A 15407-nucleotide genomic window follows, 5' to 3' on the forward strand; every position below is an offset into this window, starting at 1 on the left:
CCGTATTGATTTAAACCTGTGATGCTGGCTGGGCCGAACCAACCAGGATCATGCGAAGGTTTAGTCGCCGATGAAAGCAATCATGGCTATGTTGATAGCGGGCATGGCATTGCCGGCTATCCCCGTTGCCGCCCAGACCTCCGGCGATGTCACGGAAATGGCGCAAATATTTCAGGACGATCAGGCAGTCCGAGAGAACATCAAGCCCGAACAGTTCAAGGATCGCGAATTCGTTACGCGAATGATCGCGCAGGACAAGGCAAGGCGCGCGCGGACCGCCAAGTTGATGGAGCAGGGCAAGCTCACGACTGCCGACGACTTCTATCATGCCGCTTTCATATTCCAGCATGGCAGTGAGCCCGGCGACTATTTGCTGGCCCATTCGCTCGCCATCGCGGCGACGGCTTTGGGGAGAAAGGACGCGTCATGGATCGCGGCCGCGACACTCGACCGCTATCTTCAGGCGATCGGGCAGAAGCAGATTTACGGCACTCAGTATCGCAACAGCCCGGAAACCGGTCCAACGATGGAGCCATATGATCATGTCCTCATATCGGATGCGCTTCGCCGGACGCTGGGTGTTCCGGTCCAGATGGAACAGCAGAAACGGCTCGATGGAATGAAAGCCCAGCTTCCCGCCGGTAAGTAGAAACGGATCAAACCCTTTCTCTACCATCCCGGCCCTATTACGGTATGACGCCACGAAACCGCCGGGGCAGGGCGATCGTTGCTGGCCCCATGCAACCGGGAGCCCGACGACCTTGACCATAATATCCATGCTGGCTGCGGCCGCGTCCACGGCCGGGCCGGGTTCGCCCGCCGAGATCTGGCAGCACATCGTCAACGATTTCTCGAACCTGTCCGACCCGGCGGCGCTAGCGGCGTTCGGGTCGGTGCTGATGATCGATCTGGTGCTGGCGGGCGACAACGCGATCGTCGTCGGCGCGCTGGCGGCGGGTCTGCCGGCGGAACAGCGCAAGAAGGTGATCCTGATCGGCATCGGCGCGGCGCTGGTGCTGCGCATCTTCTTCGCGCTGATCGTGACGTGGCTGATGGGCATCGTCGGCCTGATCTTCGCCGGCGGCCTGTTGCTGCTGTGGGTCAGCTGGAAGTTCTGGCGCGAGATTCGCGAGGGCGGGAATCACGAGGCCAATGTCGAACAGGGCATCAAACCGGTGAAGAGCTTCGCCGGTGCCGCCTGGGCGGTCGCGGTGGCGGACGTGTCGATGAGCCTCGACAACGTGCTGGCCGTCGCCGGCGCCGCGCGCGAACATCCCGGCATCCTCGTGATCGGCCTGTTGCTGTCGGTGGCGCTGATGGGACTGGCGGCGAACTTCATCGCCCGGATCATCGATCGCTATCGCTGGATCGCCTATTTTGGCCTCGCCGTGATCCTGCTCGTCGCGATCAAGATGATCTACGAGGGCTGGACCGGCACTACCGACACGCTGGGGCTGGTCAGCCTGTTCACCTGATTGTACATCGCCTGACGTAACGAAAAGGCCCGTCCCTCCATCATGGGGGGCGGGCCTTTTCTATGGACGATCAGACCTAGCGAACCGGCGTCGACGCCGTGGTGCTTTTGACGAGGCTGATGCCATAATCGCAATTCGCCTCCGTCGTGTACCCTTCGCCCGATGCGACGATTTCGTGGTTGGCGCCACGTAGACGCCAGCGCCATTCCACACCGGCACGATACTTCTCGAAATACATCGACATCCCCTCATCGTTCACGATGCCTGCTTCGACAGGCACCCGAAGGAGATAAGCAGAAGTTACGGGTTTCTCGACGCCGACTGGCTCGGATTCGGATGTTTTACCTTACCCCAGATGCGCCGCGAAGAACGCGGCGGTGCGCCCCTCCGCCAGCGTCGCCGCCTCTTCCGACCGGCGCGATCCGATCGCGGCGGCGAAGCCATGATCCTCGCCCGGATAATCGTGCAGCGTCACCTTGGGATGATCGTCCAGCCCGGCATGGATGCGCGCCTGCGCATCGTGATCGACGAAATGATCCTCGACCGGGATATGTAGCATCAGCGGCCGGGCGATGCCGTGCTTCTCGCCGAGCAGCCCGTCGATCCCGACCCCGTAATAGCCGACGCTGGCATCCACGTCCGTCCGCGTGGCGACCATGAACGCCAGTCGCCCACCCAGACAGAAGCCGACCGCACCGACCTTACCGTCCTTCGGCAGCATCCCGCGCGCCGTCCGGATCGTCGCCTCCAGATCACCGATGGCGGCATCCTGATCCAGTTGCCCCATCAGCTGCAGCGCGCGCTCGAACTCCGGCTTCACGTCGGGGTCCAGTTCGACCCCCGCCGCGAACTGCCAGAACAGGTCGGGGGCGATCGCCAGATAGCCGGCCTCTGCGAACAGGTCGCACTGGCGACGGATACCAGCGTTGATTCCGAATATCTCCTGGATCACGACGATGGCGCCACGCGGCGTGCCGGCGGGGTCGGCGCGATACGCCCCAAAGCTGCCGTCGTCGGTATCGATGGTGATGCTGCCCGTCATGATCATTCTCCTGCCGTTGCCGGTTCGTCGTCCGGCTCCTACTCTTCCGGCTATGGCGTCGCGATCCCGCGGGCTCAAGCACGTCCTGATCAGGGGATACACGACGATGAAGGTGACGATCGAGATCGACTGCACGCCCGAGGAGGCGCGTCGCGCGATGGGCTTGCCCGACCTGACGCCGCTGCATGATCGCTATCTGGCGATCGCGGGCGAGGCGATGGAGGGCAATGTCCGCCCCGAGATGGTCGAGGCAATGATGCGTAACTGGGCGCCGATGGGCGAGGCGGGAATGAACTTCTGGCGGCGGCTGATGGAGAATGCGGGCAAGCCGACCGGATGAGGGTCAGCGACGTGACCGGCACCATGATGGGCGATACGATCTTTGCGGTATCGAGCGGTCGTCCGCCCGCCGGCATCGCCGTGATCCGGTTGAGCGGTCCGCAGGCGCGCGACGCCGCAACCGCCCTTGCCGGTCGGTTGCCCGAGCCGCGCCATGCCAGCCTGCGGGGACTGCGTGACGGGGCAGGGGCATTGCTCGACCGCGCGCTGGTGATTCTGTTTCCCGGCCCCGCGACCGCGACCGGCGAGGATGTCGTCGAGTTCCACTGCCACGGTGGCCGGGCAGTGACGCGGGCGGTGGAACGGGCGCTCGCTGCACAACTTGGTTGCCGCCTGGCCGAACCCGGCGAGTTCACCCGCCGTGCGTTGCTTAACGGTCGCATCGATCTGGCTGAAGCAGAAGGGTTGGCCGATCTCCTTGAAGCCGAAACAGAGGGGCAGCGGGTCGCCGCGCTGGCGGCGGCGGAGGGGCGGATCAGTCGGCAGGTCGCCGACTGGCTGGCGCAGGTCGCGGCCCTGTCCGCCCGGATCGAGGCGGAGCTGGATCATGCCGATGAGGACGATGTCGCGGCGGACGATAGCCATGTCGCTGCTGTCCGGGACGAGGCGATCATGCTCGGCCACGCGATCGCGGCAGTCGCATCGGCACCCCCGGTCGAGCGGCTACACGACGGTATCCGTGTGGTGATCGGTGGTCCGCCCAACGCCGGTAAATCAACTTTGCTCAATCTTCTGACGGAGCGTGATGCGGCGATCGTTTCCCCGATCGCGGGGACCACGCGAGATAAAATCGAAGCCGGCGTCCGGCGGCATGGAATCGCCTATAATATGGTTGATACCGCGGGACTGACTGACACCGACGATGTGGTGGAGGCGATCGGCGTGGAACGGGCGACGGCGGCGATCAATGCGGCCGACGTGCTGGTCTGGCTGGCGGACGAACCACCGCCACGCGACGATGGGCTCTGGGTCCATGCGCGGGGCGATGCGGTGGGACGCGAGGCAATACCGGCGGGACGGGTGGCAATGGTGCGGCAGGACCGCCCGGAGACGGTGGAGGCGTTGTGGTGGTTGATCGAGGATCGGGCAAAGGCGCTGCTGCCACAGGTGGATGCGTTGCCACTGAGGGAACGGCACCGGTCATGGTGTAAGGCTGCGGCAACGGCATTGGAGACGATGCCGGTCGACCCCCTGCTGATCGGCGAACATCTGCGCGAGGCGCGGAGATCGTTGGCCGCAGTGATCGGAGTCGATGCCACCGAAATAATGCTGGACGCGTTGTTCTCCCGGTTCTGCCTGGGGAAGTGATGTTCCACGTGGAACAGTTTTGACGCGCCCCCGCCACTCGCGGTAGGGCGCTGTCATGTTCGATGTCATCATTATTGGCGGTGGTCATGCCGGGGTCGAGGCCGCATGCGCTGCGGCCAGACGTGGCGCACGTACCGCCCTTGTCACGTTTCATACCGACAATCTCGGCGTCATGTCGTGCAATCCCTCAATCGGCGGGCTCGGCAAGGGGCATATCGTCCGTGAGATCGACGCCTTTGACGGGGTGATGGCACGGGCTGCGGATGCTGCGGCAATCCATCACCGGATGCTCAATAGAAGCAAAGGTGCAGCGGTGCAGGGGCCGCGGATCCAGGCCGATCGGAAGCTTTATGCCTGTGCCGTACAGGCGATGGTCACCGCCCAATCGGGACTCGACGTGATCGCTGGTGACGTGGAATCGCTGCTGATTAATGGTAATCGGGTAGCTGGCGTGACGCTGGCAGATGGCCGCGTGATCGCGGCATCGGCGGTAGTGATTGCCACTGGTACGTTCCTCGGCGGGCGCCTGTTCCGGGGGTCCGAGCGTGGCGAGGGCGGCCGGGTCGAGGAGCGTGCGGCTGGTCCGCTGGCGGCGCATCTCCGCGCGCTCGACCTGCCGATGGCGCGGCTGAAGACGGGGACACCACCGCGACTGGATGGCCGCACGATCAACTGGGCGATGCTGGAAGAGCAACCATCCGACGCCGATAGCTGGACGATGTCGGCGATGACGCCACACCGGTTGTTGCCACAAGTCGCCTGCGCGATCACCCGAACGGTGGTAGCGACGCACGACGTGATCCGCGACGCGATCCCGGAATCGCCCTTGTTCTCCGGCGCGATCGAGGGGGCGGGGCCGCGCTACTGCCCGTCGATCGAAGACAAGATTCATCGCTTCGGTGACCGTGACGGCCACCAGATATTCCTTGAGCCGGAGGGGTTGGACGATGCCACCGTCTATCCCAATGGCCTGTCGACCTCGATCGGGGAAGCGGCGCAGGCGGCGATGATCGCGACAATCCCGGGGTTGGAACGCGCGCGGATCACGGTGCCCGGCTATGCCGTGGAGTACGACCATATCGATCCCCGCGCACTCGATTCGACGCTGGCGGTGCGCGGGATGGCCGGGTTGTTTTGCGCGGGGCAGATCAATGGCACTACCGGATATGAAGAAGCGGCGGGGCAGGGGTTGGTGGCAGGGCTCAATGCGGCAGCCCATGCCATCGGGTTGGAACCGGTGATCCTCGACCGCGCATCGAGTTATCTGGGGGTGATGATCGACGACCTTGTCTTGCAGGGTGTCACCGAACCCTATCGAATGCTGACCGCCCGCGCCGAATATCGCCTGTCGCTTCGCGCCGACAATGCCGCCACCAGATTGGGGAAGATCGCCACGGCGGTGGGAAGTTTGGGACCCGACCGACTGGCGCAACAGCGGGATGCGGCAACCGCCCGAGGCGCCTTGATGGAACGGTTGGCGATCCCGCGTACCGCCTCCTGGGTTGCGGATCGTGGCGCGCCGGTCAGCCGCGATGGGGCGGTACGGTCGGCATGGGAGTGGCTCCGGTTCGAGGGAGTGACGGTCGATCAGATCGCCCCCGATGCGGTAACGGGGATCGAAACGACGGTGGTGGAGGAGGTGCTGCAGGATGCACGCTATGCGCCCTATCTGGAACGGCAGGCGGAGGAGGTGGCACGCCTGCGCGCCGAGGAGGAAATATTGTTGCCAGAGGCGATCGATTATCGCGGCATCCCCGGTCTGTCGTCGGAGATGATCGCACGGCTCAGTGCCAGCCGTCCCCGCTCGCTGGCGGCTGCGGCACGGGTGCGTGGCGTGACGCCGGCAGCGCTTTCGGCGGTGTTGCTTCATACCAAGCGGCGCGCGGCATGACCGAAGATGAAGCCCGCGACTGGGTACGGGGCCAGGTCGATGGCGTCGCGTTCGATCGTATCAGCCGCTTCGTCGATTTCGTCGTGTCGGAGAATCAGAGCCAGAACCTCATCTCGCCCGCAACGATCCCAACGATCTGGGAACGCCATGTCGTCGATTCCCTGCAACTGCTGACGATCGTGCCGGCTGATGCAGGACGTTGGATGGATATAGGTACTGGCGGCGGTTTCCCCGGCATGGTGCTGGCGATTGCCGGTGCGCGGCCCATTCTGATGGTCGAGCCACGCCGTAAGCGTGCTGAATTTCTACGCAATTGTGTTGCGGTCTTGAGTTTGGGAGGAGCCGAGGTTGCTGCATCCAAAGTGGAACAAGTCGATTGGGTGGCGGACGTGATTACCGCGCGCGCGGTCGCATCGGTCGAAAAGCTTTTGCTTGCCGCCGCTCATTGCGCCACAACATCGACGCGATGGCTGCTCCCGCGGGGAACGGTGGATGTGGCATCGCTCCCCGCGCTGTGCGCCCGTCATCAGTTGGTGTTTCACGTGAAACAAAGCCTCACCCATCCGGACTCGTCCATCGTATTTTTTTCACCGATGGTTTCCGGAGGCCGGGCATGACCACAGTCATCGCCGTTGCCAACCAAAAGGGCGGCGTGGGCAAGACCACCAGCGCGATCAATCTTGCCACTGCCATGGCGGCGACTGATCTTCGCGTGTTGCTGATCGATCTCGATCCGCAGGGCAATGCGTCGACGGGGTTGGGCGTAGGGCAGGCGCAGCGCGAGCGTTCCAGTTACGAGGTACTGATGGGCACCGTGACGATGGGTGAGGCGGTGGTGCCGACCCGCGTACCGGGACTGGACCTGTTGCCAGCCACGGTCGATCTATCTGGAGCCGAGGTCGAACTGATCGATTTCGAGGCACGCACGCATCGGCTCGACCTCGCGCTGAAGGGGGCGAGCACGAAATGGGATATCGTGCTGATCGATTGCCCGCCATCACTTGGCCTGCTGACGATCAATGCATTGGTTGCGTCGGACGTCCTGCTGGTGCCGTTGCAATGCGAATTCTTCGCGCTTGAAGGGCTGTCGCAATTGCTCAGCACGGTCGAGCGGATCAGGGGGCGGTTCAATCCCGGCCTGTCGATCCTGGGGGTGGCGCTGACGATGTACGATCGGCGCAACCGGTTGACCGAACAGGTTGCCAGCGATGTCCGTGCCGTGCTGGGGGCGGTGGTGTTCCAGACGGTGATCCCGCGAAACGTTCGTTTGTCGGAAGCGCCAAGCCATGGCTTGCCCGCACTGATCTACGACCATCGTTGTTCCGGATCGGAAGCCTATATCGCATTGGCGCGTGAGATGATCGCGCGGCTGCCGCGCAAGGCGGTGGCGGCATGAGCGAGACGGTTCGGCGGTCGCGCGGTGGCCTGGGGCGCGGGTTGAACGCGCTGCTCGGCGAAATGGCGCAGGAAGCACCGATCACCGGCGGAGCGGAGCAACCGTCCGGTGTGCGGATGCTGCCGGTCAATTCATTGGCGCCGCATCCCGGCCAGCCACGCCGACGCTTCGACGAGGCGACGCTGGACGAACTGGCGGCATCGATCGCGATGCGCGGGGTGATCCAGCCGATCGTGGTTCGCCCGCATGGTCACCAGTTCCAGATCGTCGCGGGCGAGCGGCGCTGGCGCGCGGCGCAGCGTGCGAAACTCCACGAGGTTCCCGTCGTTGTCCGGATAATGGACGATGCAGAGACGCTGGAAGTGGCGCTGATCGAGAACATCCAGCGGCAGGATCTGAACGCGATCGAAGAGGCGCAAGCCTATCAGCGGCTGGCACAGGATTTTGGTCACACGCAGGATGTGCTGGCGAAGATCGTCCACAAGTCGCGCAGCCATGTCGCCAACCTGCTGCGGCTGCTCGAACTGCCCGATATGGTGCAGGGGCAGGTGGTCGATGGATCACTGTCGATGGGCCATGCCCGCGCGCTGTTGGGTGCGCCCGATGTCGAGGAACTGGCGGCGCAGGTCGTCAGCCGGCGCCTGTCGGTGCGTGAAACCGAAAAACTGGCGCGTGATCGCAAGACGGTACGTGAACGTGCGCCGACGACGGCACGGACCGGCGATCGAGGCGAGATGGTGGGCGACGCCGATACCGCCGCACTGGAGCGGCAACTGGCCGACCTGCTGGGGGTGACAGTGTCGATCGCGCATGACGGCGATGGCGGCAGGGTGACGCTGGGCTATGGCACGCTCGATCAGCTCGACATGATCTGCCAGCGATTGACCGGCGAGCCGCTATAGGTGGTTTCCCGGCGCGACGGGATCGCTGCGCTATATGCTCGCTATAACAGGGGACGGTAGCGGGAAGGCCGGGGATAAAATAAAGTCTAGATATTGCGAAGCGTTATCATTTGGGTGTGGTTTCGCTGGATATTGACTGCCCGTTGTGCTTAGGGCGGTACGTTTTTACGATAGCGAGTGAGGCTGCGCCCATGAACATCCACGAATATCAGGCCAAAGAACTGTTGGCGAAATTCGGCGTTCCCGTGCCGGCCGGCTTCGCGGCGCTGACTGTCGAGGAAGCGGTCGAAGCTTCGAAGAAGCTGCCCGGACCGCTTTATGTCGTGAAGGCGCAGATCCATGCCGGTGGTCGCGGCAAGGGCAAGTTCGTCGAACTCGGCCCGGATGCCAAGGGCGGCGTGCGGCTGGCCAAGACCGAGGACGAGGTCCGCGCGGCGGCGACCGATATGCTCGGCAACACGCTGGTCACGATCCAGACGGGTGACGCGGGCAAGCAGGTCAATCGCCTGTACGTGACCGACGGTGTCGACATCGCCAAGGAATTCTACCTCGCGCTGCTCGTCAACCGCGCGACCGGCCGCGTCTCGATGGTCGCCTCGACCGAGGGCGGCATGGACATCGAGACCGTGGCGCATGACACGCCCGAGAAGATCCATTCGATCGATATCGACGCCGCCACCGGATTCCAGCCGCATCATGGCCGCGCCGTCGCTGCCGCGCTGGAACTGACCGGCGATCTCGCCAAGCAGGCCGCCTCGACCGCATCGAAGCTGTACGATGCGTTCCTGGGCACTGATGCCGAGCAGATCGAGATCAACCCGCTCGCGGTCACCGACGACGGCAAGCTGATGGTGCTCGACGCCAAGGTCGCCTTCGACGGCAACGCCATGTTCCGTCACAAGGACCTGATGGAACTGCGCGACACCACCGAGGAGGACGCGATGGAGCTGGAGGCGTCGAAGTACGACCTTGCCTACATCAAGCTCGACGGCGACATCGGCTGCATGGTCAACGGCGCCGGGCTGGCGATGGCGACGATGGACATCATCAAGCTGAACGGGATGTTCCCGGCCAACTTCCTCGACGTGGGCGGCGGCGCCAACAAGGAGAAGGTGACCGCGGCGTTCAAGATCATTCTCGCCGATCCGGCGGTGAAGGGCATCCTCGTCAATATCTTCGGCGGCATCATGAAGTGCGACATCATCGCCGAGGGCATCGTCGCCGCGGCGAAGGAAGTGAACCTGTCGGTGCCGCTGGTCGTCCGCCTCGAAGGGACCAACGTGCAGGCGGGCAAGGACATCCTCGCCAATTCGGGTCTGGCGATCGTCCCCGCCAACGATCTGGGCGACGCCGCCAAGAAGATCGTCGCCGAGGTACAGAAGGCGGCCTGATTCGGGCACTTTCCACCGCGACGAACGGGGCCTGGACGGAAACGTCCGGGCCCTTCTTCGTTCAGGGGAGGACGGGACATGGCGGCCGTAACGGCAGACGTGCCGATTGGATGGTTTTCCATACCGGACTTGTGAAAACCGCCCGTTTCCGACTAGTGACGAGCCGATACGGCCGTCGAAACACGTGAGAGGAACGCTCGATGAAGGTGGTGGTGCCGGTCAAGCGCGTGCTTGACTACAATGTGAAGCCGCGGGTGAAGGCGGACGGGTCGGGCGTCGATCTGGCCAACGTCAAGATGAGCATGAACCCGTTCGATGAAATCGCGGTCGAGGAAGCGATCCGCCTGAAGGAAAAGGGGACGGTCACCGAAATCGTCGTCGTGTCGATCGGCGAGCAGAAATCGCAGGAGACGCTGCGTACCGCCCTGGCGATGGGCGCAGACCGCGCGATCCTGGTGACGAGCGAGACGAAGGTGGAGCCGCTGGGCGTCGCCAAGCTGCTCGCCAAGATCGTCGAGGAGGAGGCGCCGCAACTGGTGATCCTGGGCAAGCAGGCGATCGACGACGACAACAACCAGACCGGTCAGATGCTGGCCGGGCTGCTCGGCTGGGCGCAGGGCACCTTCGCCAGCAAGATCGAGATCGCGGACGGCAAGGCGACCGTGACGCGCGAGATCGATGGCGGGCTGGAGACGGACGCGCTGACGCTGCCCGCGATCGTGACCACCGACCTGCGTCTGAACGAACCGCGCTATGCGTCGCTGCCCAACATCATGAAGGCGAAATCGAAGCCGATGGCGACGAAGACGGCCGCCGATTACGGCGTCGACGTCGCACCGCGTCTGACGACGCTGAAGGTGGTGGAGCCGGGCAAGCGCTCGGCCGGCGTCAAGGTAGCGGACGTCGACGAACTGGTCATGAAGCTGAAGGCGATGGGAGTGGCGAAGTGAAGACACTGGTCTGGGTCGATCACGACGGCGCGGCCGTCAAGGATGCCACGTTGTCGGCGGTCACTGCCGCGTCGCAACTGGGCGAAGTCCATCTGCTGGTGGCGGGGCAGGGCGTCGGCGTGGTGGCGGAGGCCGCGGCGAAGATCGCCGGGGCCGGCAAGGTGCATGTCGCCGACGATGCCGCCTATGCCCATGCGTTGGCGGAGAACGTCGCGCCGCTAGTGGTCGAGCTGATGGGGCACCACGATGCCTTCGTCACGGCGGCGACCACCACGGGCAAGAACATCGCACCGCGCGTGGCTGCGATGCTCGACGTGATGCAGATCAGTGAAGTGCTGTCGGTCGAGGGGCCGGATACCTTCACGCGGCCGATTTATGCCGGCAATGCGATCGCAACGGTGCAGACGTCGGACAAGAAACTGGTGCTGACGATCCGTGGCACCGCGTTCGAGAAAGCGGCGGCCGAAGGCGGCAGCGGCACGATCGAGGCAGTGGCGGCCACCGGCGACAAGGGGTTGTCCAGCTTCGCCGGCTCGGAGATCGCCGCCAATGCGCGGCCGGAACTGACCAGCGCGAAGATCATCGTGTCGGGTGGCCGGGCGTTGGGGTCGGAGGAGAAGTTCCACGAACTGATCGATCCGCTCGCCGATGCGCTGGGCGCGGGCGTCGGCGCGTCGCGCGCGGCGGTGGATGCGGGTTATGCCCCCAATGATTATCAGGTCGGGCAGACCGGCAAGATCGTCGCCCCGGAAATCTATGTCGCGGTCGGCATCTCGGGGGCGATCCAACATCTGGCGGGGATGAAGGACAGCAAGACGATCATCGCGATCAACAAGGACGAGGATGCACCGATCTTTCAGGTCGCGGATCTCGGACTGGTCGGCGACCTGTTCAAGGTGGTGCCGGAACTGACCGGCAAGCTGTAGGCCGGTGATCGCCCCGGTTCCCGCGTGCAGATGCTGCGTGGCGGGGACCGGGCCCGATCAGGGCAGGGCGGACAGATAGGATTCCATCGCCTCGACCCCGTTCTGGCTCAACGATACCTCCAGCCGGCGGCGATCGACGCTGTCGACGACCCGATTGACCAGCCGCAGCTTGTGGAGGTGTTCGATCCACCGTTGCGAGGTGGTGACGGGGGCATCGGCGCAGGCGACGAGGCTCTTCACGTTCAGTACCCGGCCCTCGTCATGCGCGATGTAGAGCGCCAGCATCATGTCCCAGGCCGGTTCGTGAAACAACTCGGCAGGCAGCGAACGGCGTCGCAGCCGGCGCTGGTCGGACAGGGTGCGGGCCTTTTGGGCCAGCGATACCGTCATGTCGGGTGCCGCGTCCGTCGGCGCATCGACCCGTTCGACACGCCCGCTGAACTCTTCCGCCACGGCGGACAGCCGGGACGTCAGGTCCTTGATAAGCGACACGACTGCTTCTTCGTTCACGATCCCTCCGGTCATGACGTGACGGGATGCAGCGCCCTGCCGCTGCCCACCGTCACATGATCCGCCCATGGCGAAGAAGATAAAAAGACAAACATGCTTACCTTTTGCATCCTTCGCCTCGTCCTAGACATGCGGCGTTCAGGTTCCGCACGCAAGCTTTAGTCATATTGATCCAGATCAGTATATCACCGTAATTCAGGTAAAGGCGTCATTTTTGTCATACGGTGGCACATGAGCCGGCTGCCGCAAGTCGACGGTAATGGCGACAGGGCTGGATGATGCAGGGGATAGAGGCAGTCTGACTGCCCTATCAGGCCGTGATATACCGCGATGGTCACGAGATGATGGCTTATGGCACTACATGGCCCGGTCGACTGTTGACCGCCCATGACCGAAGGAGCCTCGTGACCGCCCATCTCCATGCCATCGGCGTCGCGACGCCGGACCATGACATCCATGCCGCCTTCATCGACTGGGCCGGTGCGCGCATCGCATCGGCGGAACGTCGCCTGTTCGAACGGATGACGCGGCGGGCGGGGATCGCGCATCGCTGGTCGGTGTTGCCCCCCACCGTCACCGGCGGTGCGCCGACCGCGACGGGCGGCTTCTATGGCGATGGCGGGATGCCCGGCACCGCCGCGCGGATGGCGATCTATGCGGATGCCGCCCCGACCCTGGCGATCGCGGCAGTGGAGGCACTGGCGGCGCAGGTGCCGCTGGCGGGGATCACGCATCTGGTGGTGGCAAGCTGCACCGGCTTCGTCGCGCCGGGGCTGGACCAGATCGTGGCGAGGCGACTGGGGCTGGCCGGCTCGGTTGAGCGACTGCTGATCGGGTTCATGGGCTGTTATGCGGCGGTCGCGGCGCTGCGCAGCGCGCGGCATATCGTCCGGTCCGAACCGGCGGCGCGGGTACTGGTGATCGCATGCGAACTGTCGACGCTGCATTTGCAGGACGACGACCGGGCGGAGCCGCTCTTGGCGCAGCTTCAGTTCGGCGACGGCGCGGCGGCGGCGCTGGTGACGGCGGACCCCGCCGGGTTCCGGCTCGACCGGCCGTTCGCGGCGACGCTGCCCGACAGCGAGGCGCTGATCCGCTGGGCGATCACCGATCGCGGTTTCGCGATGCACCTGTCGGGCGAGGTACCGCGCCGGATCGCGGCCGGGCTGGCCGATCCCGGTTTCCGGGCGGCGGTAACCGGCGGACACGACCCGGCGGCGATCGATGGCTGGGCGGTCCATGCCGGCGGGCGATCGATCCTGGATGCGGTGCAGGCCAGCCTGGCGTTAGCGCCGGATGCGCTGGACGCGTCGCGCGCGGTGCTGGCGGCCAATGGCAACATGTCGTCGGCGACGCTGATGTTCACGCTGGCGCGGTTGCTGGAGGGATCACCGGTGGAACGCGGCGTGGCGCTGGCATTCGGGCCGGGGCTGGCGGCGGAGGGCTTCGGCTTCGGGAGCGTGGCGTGACGCTCGCCGTCAGGGCCGAGGGGCCGGAACTGATGGACGCCGACGATCTCGATCCGGCGGTCTATGCTGCGGTCGTCGCCGATCTGGCGCGGGTCAACCGGGTGACGCTGGCAGCGCGGCCGACGCTGGCGTTCCTCTACCGGATCGCGACGGGTGCCGGGTCGCTCAGGATCATCGATATCGGCTTTGGCGACGGCGACATGCTGCGGCGGATCGAACGCTGGGCGATGAAGCGGCGGTTGCCGGTGGAGCTGGTCGGGGTCGACCTGAATCCCCGCAGCGAGCAGGCGGCGCGCGCGCATACGCCGCCGGGCTCGACGATCCGCTGGGTGACGGGCGACTATGCCGATCAGGGTGGCGGCTGGGACGCGGCGATCAGCAGCCTAGTCGCGCACCACATGACCGACGCCGAACTGGTCGCGTTCCTGCGCTGGATGCAGGGCAACGCGCGGGCGTGGTTCGTCAACGATCTGATGCGGCACGGCTTCGCGTATCGCGGTTATCCGGTGCTGGCGACGCTGGCGCGGTGGCATCCGATCGTGCGGCACGACGGCAGATTGTCGATCGCGCGCTCGCTGCGGCCCGCCGAATGGCCGCCGTTACTGGCGGCGGCGGGGGTAGCGGATGCACGCGTGTTCCGGGCGTTTCCATTCCGGCTGTGCGTGGAGCGACGATGCGCGACATAACAGCGTTGATCCTGGGTGGCGGCCCGGCGGGGACGGCGGCGGCGATCGCGCTGGCCGCCAATGGCACGCGGGCGGTGGTGATCGAGCGCGATCGGGAGATGCGAGACGCACTGTGCGGCGGGTTCCTCAGCTGGCGCAGCCTGCGGACGCTGGCGGTGCTGGGGGTGACGGCGGACGAGCTGAACCGGGAGCGGATCGTCCGCACCCGCCTGTTCGCCGGCGGCCGGCAGGCGGAGGCGCGGCTGCCGGCGCCGGCGGTGGCGGTGTCGCGGCACCGGCTCGACACGCTGCTGATGGCGCGGGCGGGGCAGGTGGCGGGGATCGAACGCGGCGTGGCGGTGCGCGCGGTCGAGGATGGGCAGGTGCGACTGGCGGACGGGGCGACGATTACGCCCGATTCGCTGTTCCTCGCCACCGGCAAGCACGACCTGCGCGGGCTGGCCCGGCCGGAAGCGGCGCGCGGGGCGGACCCGGCGCTGGGTCTGCGGGTGCGGCTGGCGGCGCATCGGGCACTTGATCGGTTGGTCGGCGATGCGGTGGAACTGCATCTGTTCGCGCATGGCTATGCCGGGATCGCGCGGCAGGAGGACGGCAGCGTCAATCTGTGCCTGGCGGTGCGACGATCGCGGCTGACGGCGGCGGGCAGCCCGGCGGCGCTGCTCGACCGGTTGGCGCGCGAACACCCCGCGTTGGGCGAGCGCATCGCGTTCATGGCGGGCGATGCCGCGATCGATGCGGTCGCCAACGTCCCCTATGGCTGGCGCGCGCGCGACGGGCGGGCGGGGCTGTTCCGGCTGGGCGATCAGGCGGGGGTGATCCCGTCGCTGGCGGGCGAGGGGATGGGGATCGCGCTGGCGAGCGGCGTGGCGGCGGCGGCGGCATATCGACGCGGCGGGGCCGGGGCGGCGGCGGCGTGGCAAGCCAGCTTCGCGCGCGCGCTGGCGCGGCCGCTGGGGGTGGCGGGCGCGGTGCGCGCGGTGGCGGAGGGACCGGCGGCGGCGTGGCTGGTCGGCGCGGCATACCCTGCGCTGATCCGGATCATCGCCCATGCCACGCGGATCGGTGCTCTTACCGGCAGCGCGGTGCTTGAAGGACCGGGGCCGGCGAACCAGATGGGATGAC

At 65.7% G+C, this 15407-nt stretch carries 17 protein-coding genes; 14 read left to right on the forward strand and 3 right to left on the reverse strand.

The annotated features are described in order from the left end of the window. The first annotated feature begins 70 nt into the window (after positions 1-70). Together ABD719_RS00840 and ABD719_RS00845 are read left to right on the forward strand one after the other, a co-directional pair. Positions 71-649, forward strand: a complete 579-nt coding sequence (locus ABD719_RS00840) for a hypothetical protein (protein ID WP_344691348.1) — start codon at positions 71-73, stop codon at positions 647-649. A 127-nt stretch (positions 650-776) separates the two neighbouring features. Beyond that, on the forward strand, positions 777-1475 hold the full coding sequence (locus tag ABD719_RS00845) for a TerC family protein (RefSeq protein ID WP_425567095.1): 699 nt from the start codon (positions 777-779) through the stop codon (positions 1473-1475). A 76-nt stretch (positions 1476-1551) separates the two neighbouring features. Here ABD719_RS00845 and ABD719_RS00850 read toward each other — a convergent pair whose 3' ends face one another. Continuing rightward, on the reverse strand, positions 1552-1719 hold the full coding sequence (locus ABD719_RS00850; protein WP_344691350.1) for a YegP family protein: 168 nt from the start codon (positions 1717-1719) through the stop codon (positions 1552-1554). 102 nt (positions 1720-1821) lie between these two features. Further along, entirely contained in the window at positions 1822-2517 is a 696-nt protein-coding gene (locus ABD719_RS00855; RefSeq protein WP_344691352.1) for a dienelactone hydrolase family protein, read from the reverse strand. A gap of 106 nt (positions 2518-2623) precedes the next feature. Here ABD719_RS00855 and ABD719_RS00860 point away from each other — a divergent pair, with 106 nt between their 5' ends. The 9 genes from ABD719_RS00860 to ABD719_RS00900 all read left to right on the forward strand — a co-directional run bounded on the left by ABD719_RS00860 (position 2624) and on the right by ABD719_RS00900 (position 11620). Continuing rightward, complete coding sequence (locus ABD719_RS00860) at positions 2624-2857, forward strand: DUF6489 family protein (protein ID WP_192126654.1); 234 nt, start codon at positions 2624-2626, stop codon at positions 2855-2857. A gap of 26 nt (positions 2858-2883) precedes the next feature. Continuing rightward, entirely contained in the window at positions 2884-4164 is a 1281-nt protein-coding gene (gene mnmE, locus ABD719_RS00865; RefSeq protein WP_344691939.1) for a tRNA uridine-5-carboxymethylaminomethyl(34) synthesis GTPase MnmE, read from the forward strand. A 55-nt stretch (positions 4165-4219) separates the two neighbouring features. Next, positions 4220-6055, forward strand: coding sequence for a tRNA uridine-5-carboxymethylaminomethyl(34) synthesis enzyme MnmG (gene mnmG, locus ABD719_RS00870; protein WP_344691355.1), 1836 nt, complete (start codon positions 4220-4222; stop codon positions 6053-6055). Beyond that, positions 6052-6672 carry a 16S rRNA (guanine(527)-N(7))-methyltransferase RsmG gene (gene rsmG, locus ABD719_RS00875; RefSeq protein ID WP_344691357.1) on the forward strand — a complete coding sequence of 207 codons (621 nt, stop codon included), beginning with the start codon at positions 6052-6054 and terminating at the stop codon, positions 6670-6672. Before mnmG ends, rsmG begins: the two co-directional genes overlap by 4 nt. Next, positions 6669-7451: a ParA family protein gene (locus ABD719_RS00880; RefSeq protein WP_344691359.1), complete on the forward strand. Its 783-nt coding sequence runs from the start codon at positions 6669-6671 to the stop codon at positions 7449-7451. The genes rsmG and ABD719_RS00880 overlap by 4 nt, the downstream gene beginning before the upstream one ends. Then, positions 7448-8353: a ParB/RepB/Spo0J family partition protein gene (locus ABD719_RS00885; RefSeq protein ID WP_344691361.1), complete on the forward strand. Its 906-nt coding sequence runs from the start codon at positions 7448-7450 to the stop codon at positions 8351-8353. Before ABD719_RS00880 ends, ABD719_RS00885 begins: the two co-directional genes overlap by 4 nt. 191 nt (positions 8354-8544) lie before the next feature. Then, positions 8545-9744, forward strand: coding sequence for an ADP-forming succinate--CoA ligase subunit beta (sucC, locus tag ABD719_RS00890; RefSeq protein WP_192126667.1), 1200 nt, complete (start codon positions 8545-8547; stop codon positions 9742-9744). 200 nt (positions 9745-9944) lie between these two features. Beyond that, positions 9945-10694 (forward strand): electron transfer flavoprotein subunit beta/FixA family protein, encoded by a 750-nt coding sequence (locus tag ABD719_RS00895; RefSeq protein WP_344691363.1) that lies wholly within the window; start codon positions 9945-9947, stop codon positions 10692-10694. After that, entirely contained in the window at positions 10691-11620 is a 930-nt protein-coding gene (locus tag ABD719_RS00900; RefSeq protein WP_344691365.1) for an electron transfer flavoprotein subunit alpha/FixB family protein, read from the forward strand. Before ABD719_RS00895 ends, ABD719_RS00900 begins: the two co-directional genes overlap by 4 nt. A gap of 57 nt (positions 11621-11677) precedes the next feature. Here ABD719_RS00900 and ABD719_RS00905 read toward each other — a convergent pair whose 3' ends face one another. Continuing rightward, positions 11678-12130, reverse strand: coding sequence for a hypothetical protein (locus tag ABD719_RS00905; RefSeq protein WP_344691367.1), 453 nt, complete (start codon positions 12128-12130; stop codon positions 11678-11680). 404 nt (positions 12131-12534) lie between these two features. Between ABD719_RS00905 and ABD719_RS00910 the strand changes: the two genes are divergently transcribed. The 3 genes from ABD719_RS00910 to ABD719_RS00920 are packed head-to-tail and all read left to right on the forward strand — an operon-like array spanning position 12535 to position 15406. After that, positions 12535-13599 carry a type III polyketide synthase gene (locus ABD719_RS00910; protein WP_344691369.1) on the forward strand — a complete coding sequence of 355 codons (1065 nt, stop codon included), beginning with the start codon at positions 12535-12537 and terminating at the stop codon, positions 13597-13599. Further along, positions 13596-14285 (forward strand): methyltransferase domain-containing protein, encoded by a 690-nt coding sequence (locus tag ABD719_RS00915; RefSeq protein ID WP_344691371.1) that lies wholly within the window; start codon positions 13596-13598, stop codon positions 14283-14285. The genes ABD719_RS00910 and ABD719_RS00915 overlap by 4 nt, the downstream gene beginning before the upstream one ends. Continuing rightward, positions 14273-15406: an NAD(P)/FAD-dependent oxidoreductase gene (locus ABD719_RS00920; RefSeq protein ID WP_344691373.1), complete on the forward strand. Its 1134-nt coding sequence runs from the start codon at positions 14273-14275 to the stop codon at positions 15404-15406. Before ABD719_RS00915 ends, ABD719_RS00920 begins: the two co-directional genes overlap by 13 nt. The last annotated feature ends 1 nt before the right edge of the window (position 15407 follow it).

The sequence above is a fragment of the Sphingomonas cynarae genome, from assembly GCF_039537815.1.
In the GTDB taxonomy this organism is placed as follows: Bacteria; Pseudomonadota; Alphaproteobacteria; order Sphingomonadales; family Sphingomonadaceae; genus Sphingomonas; species Sphingomonas cynarae.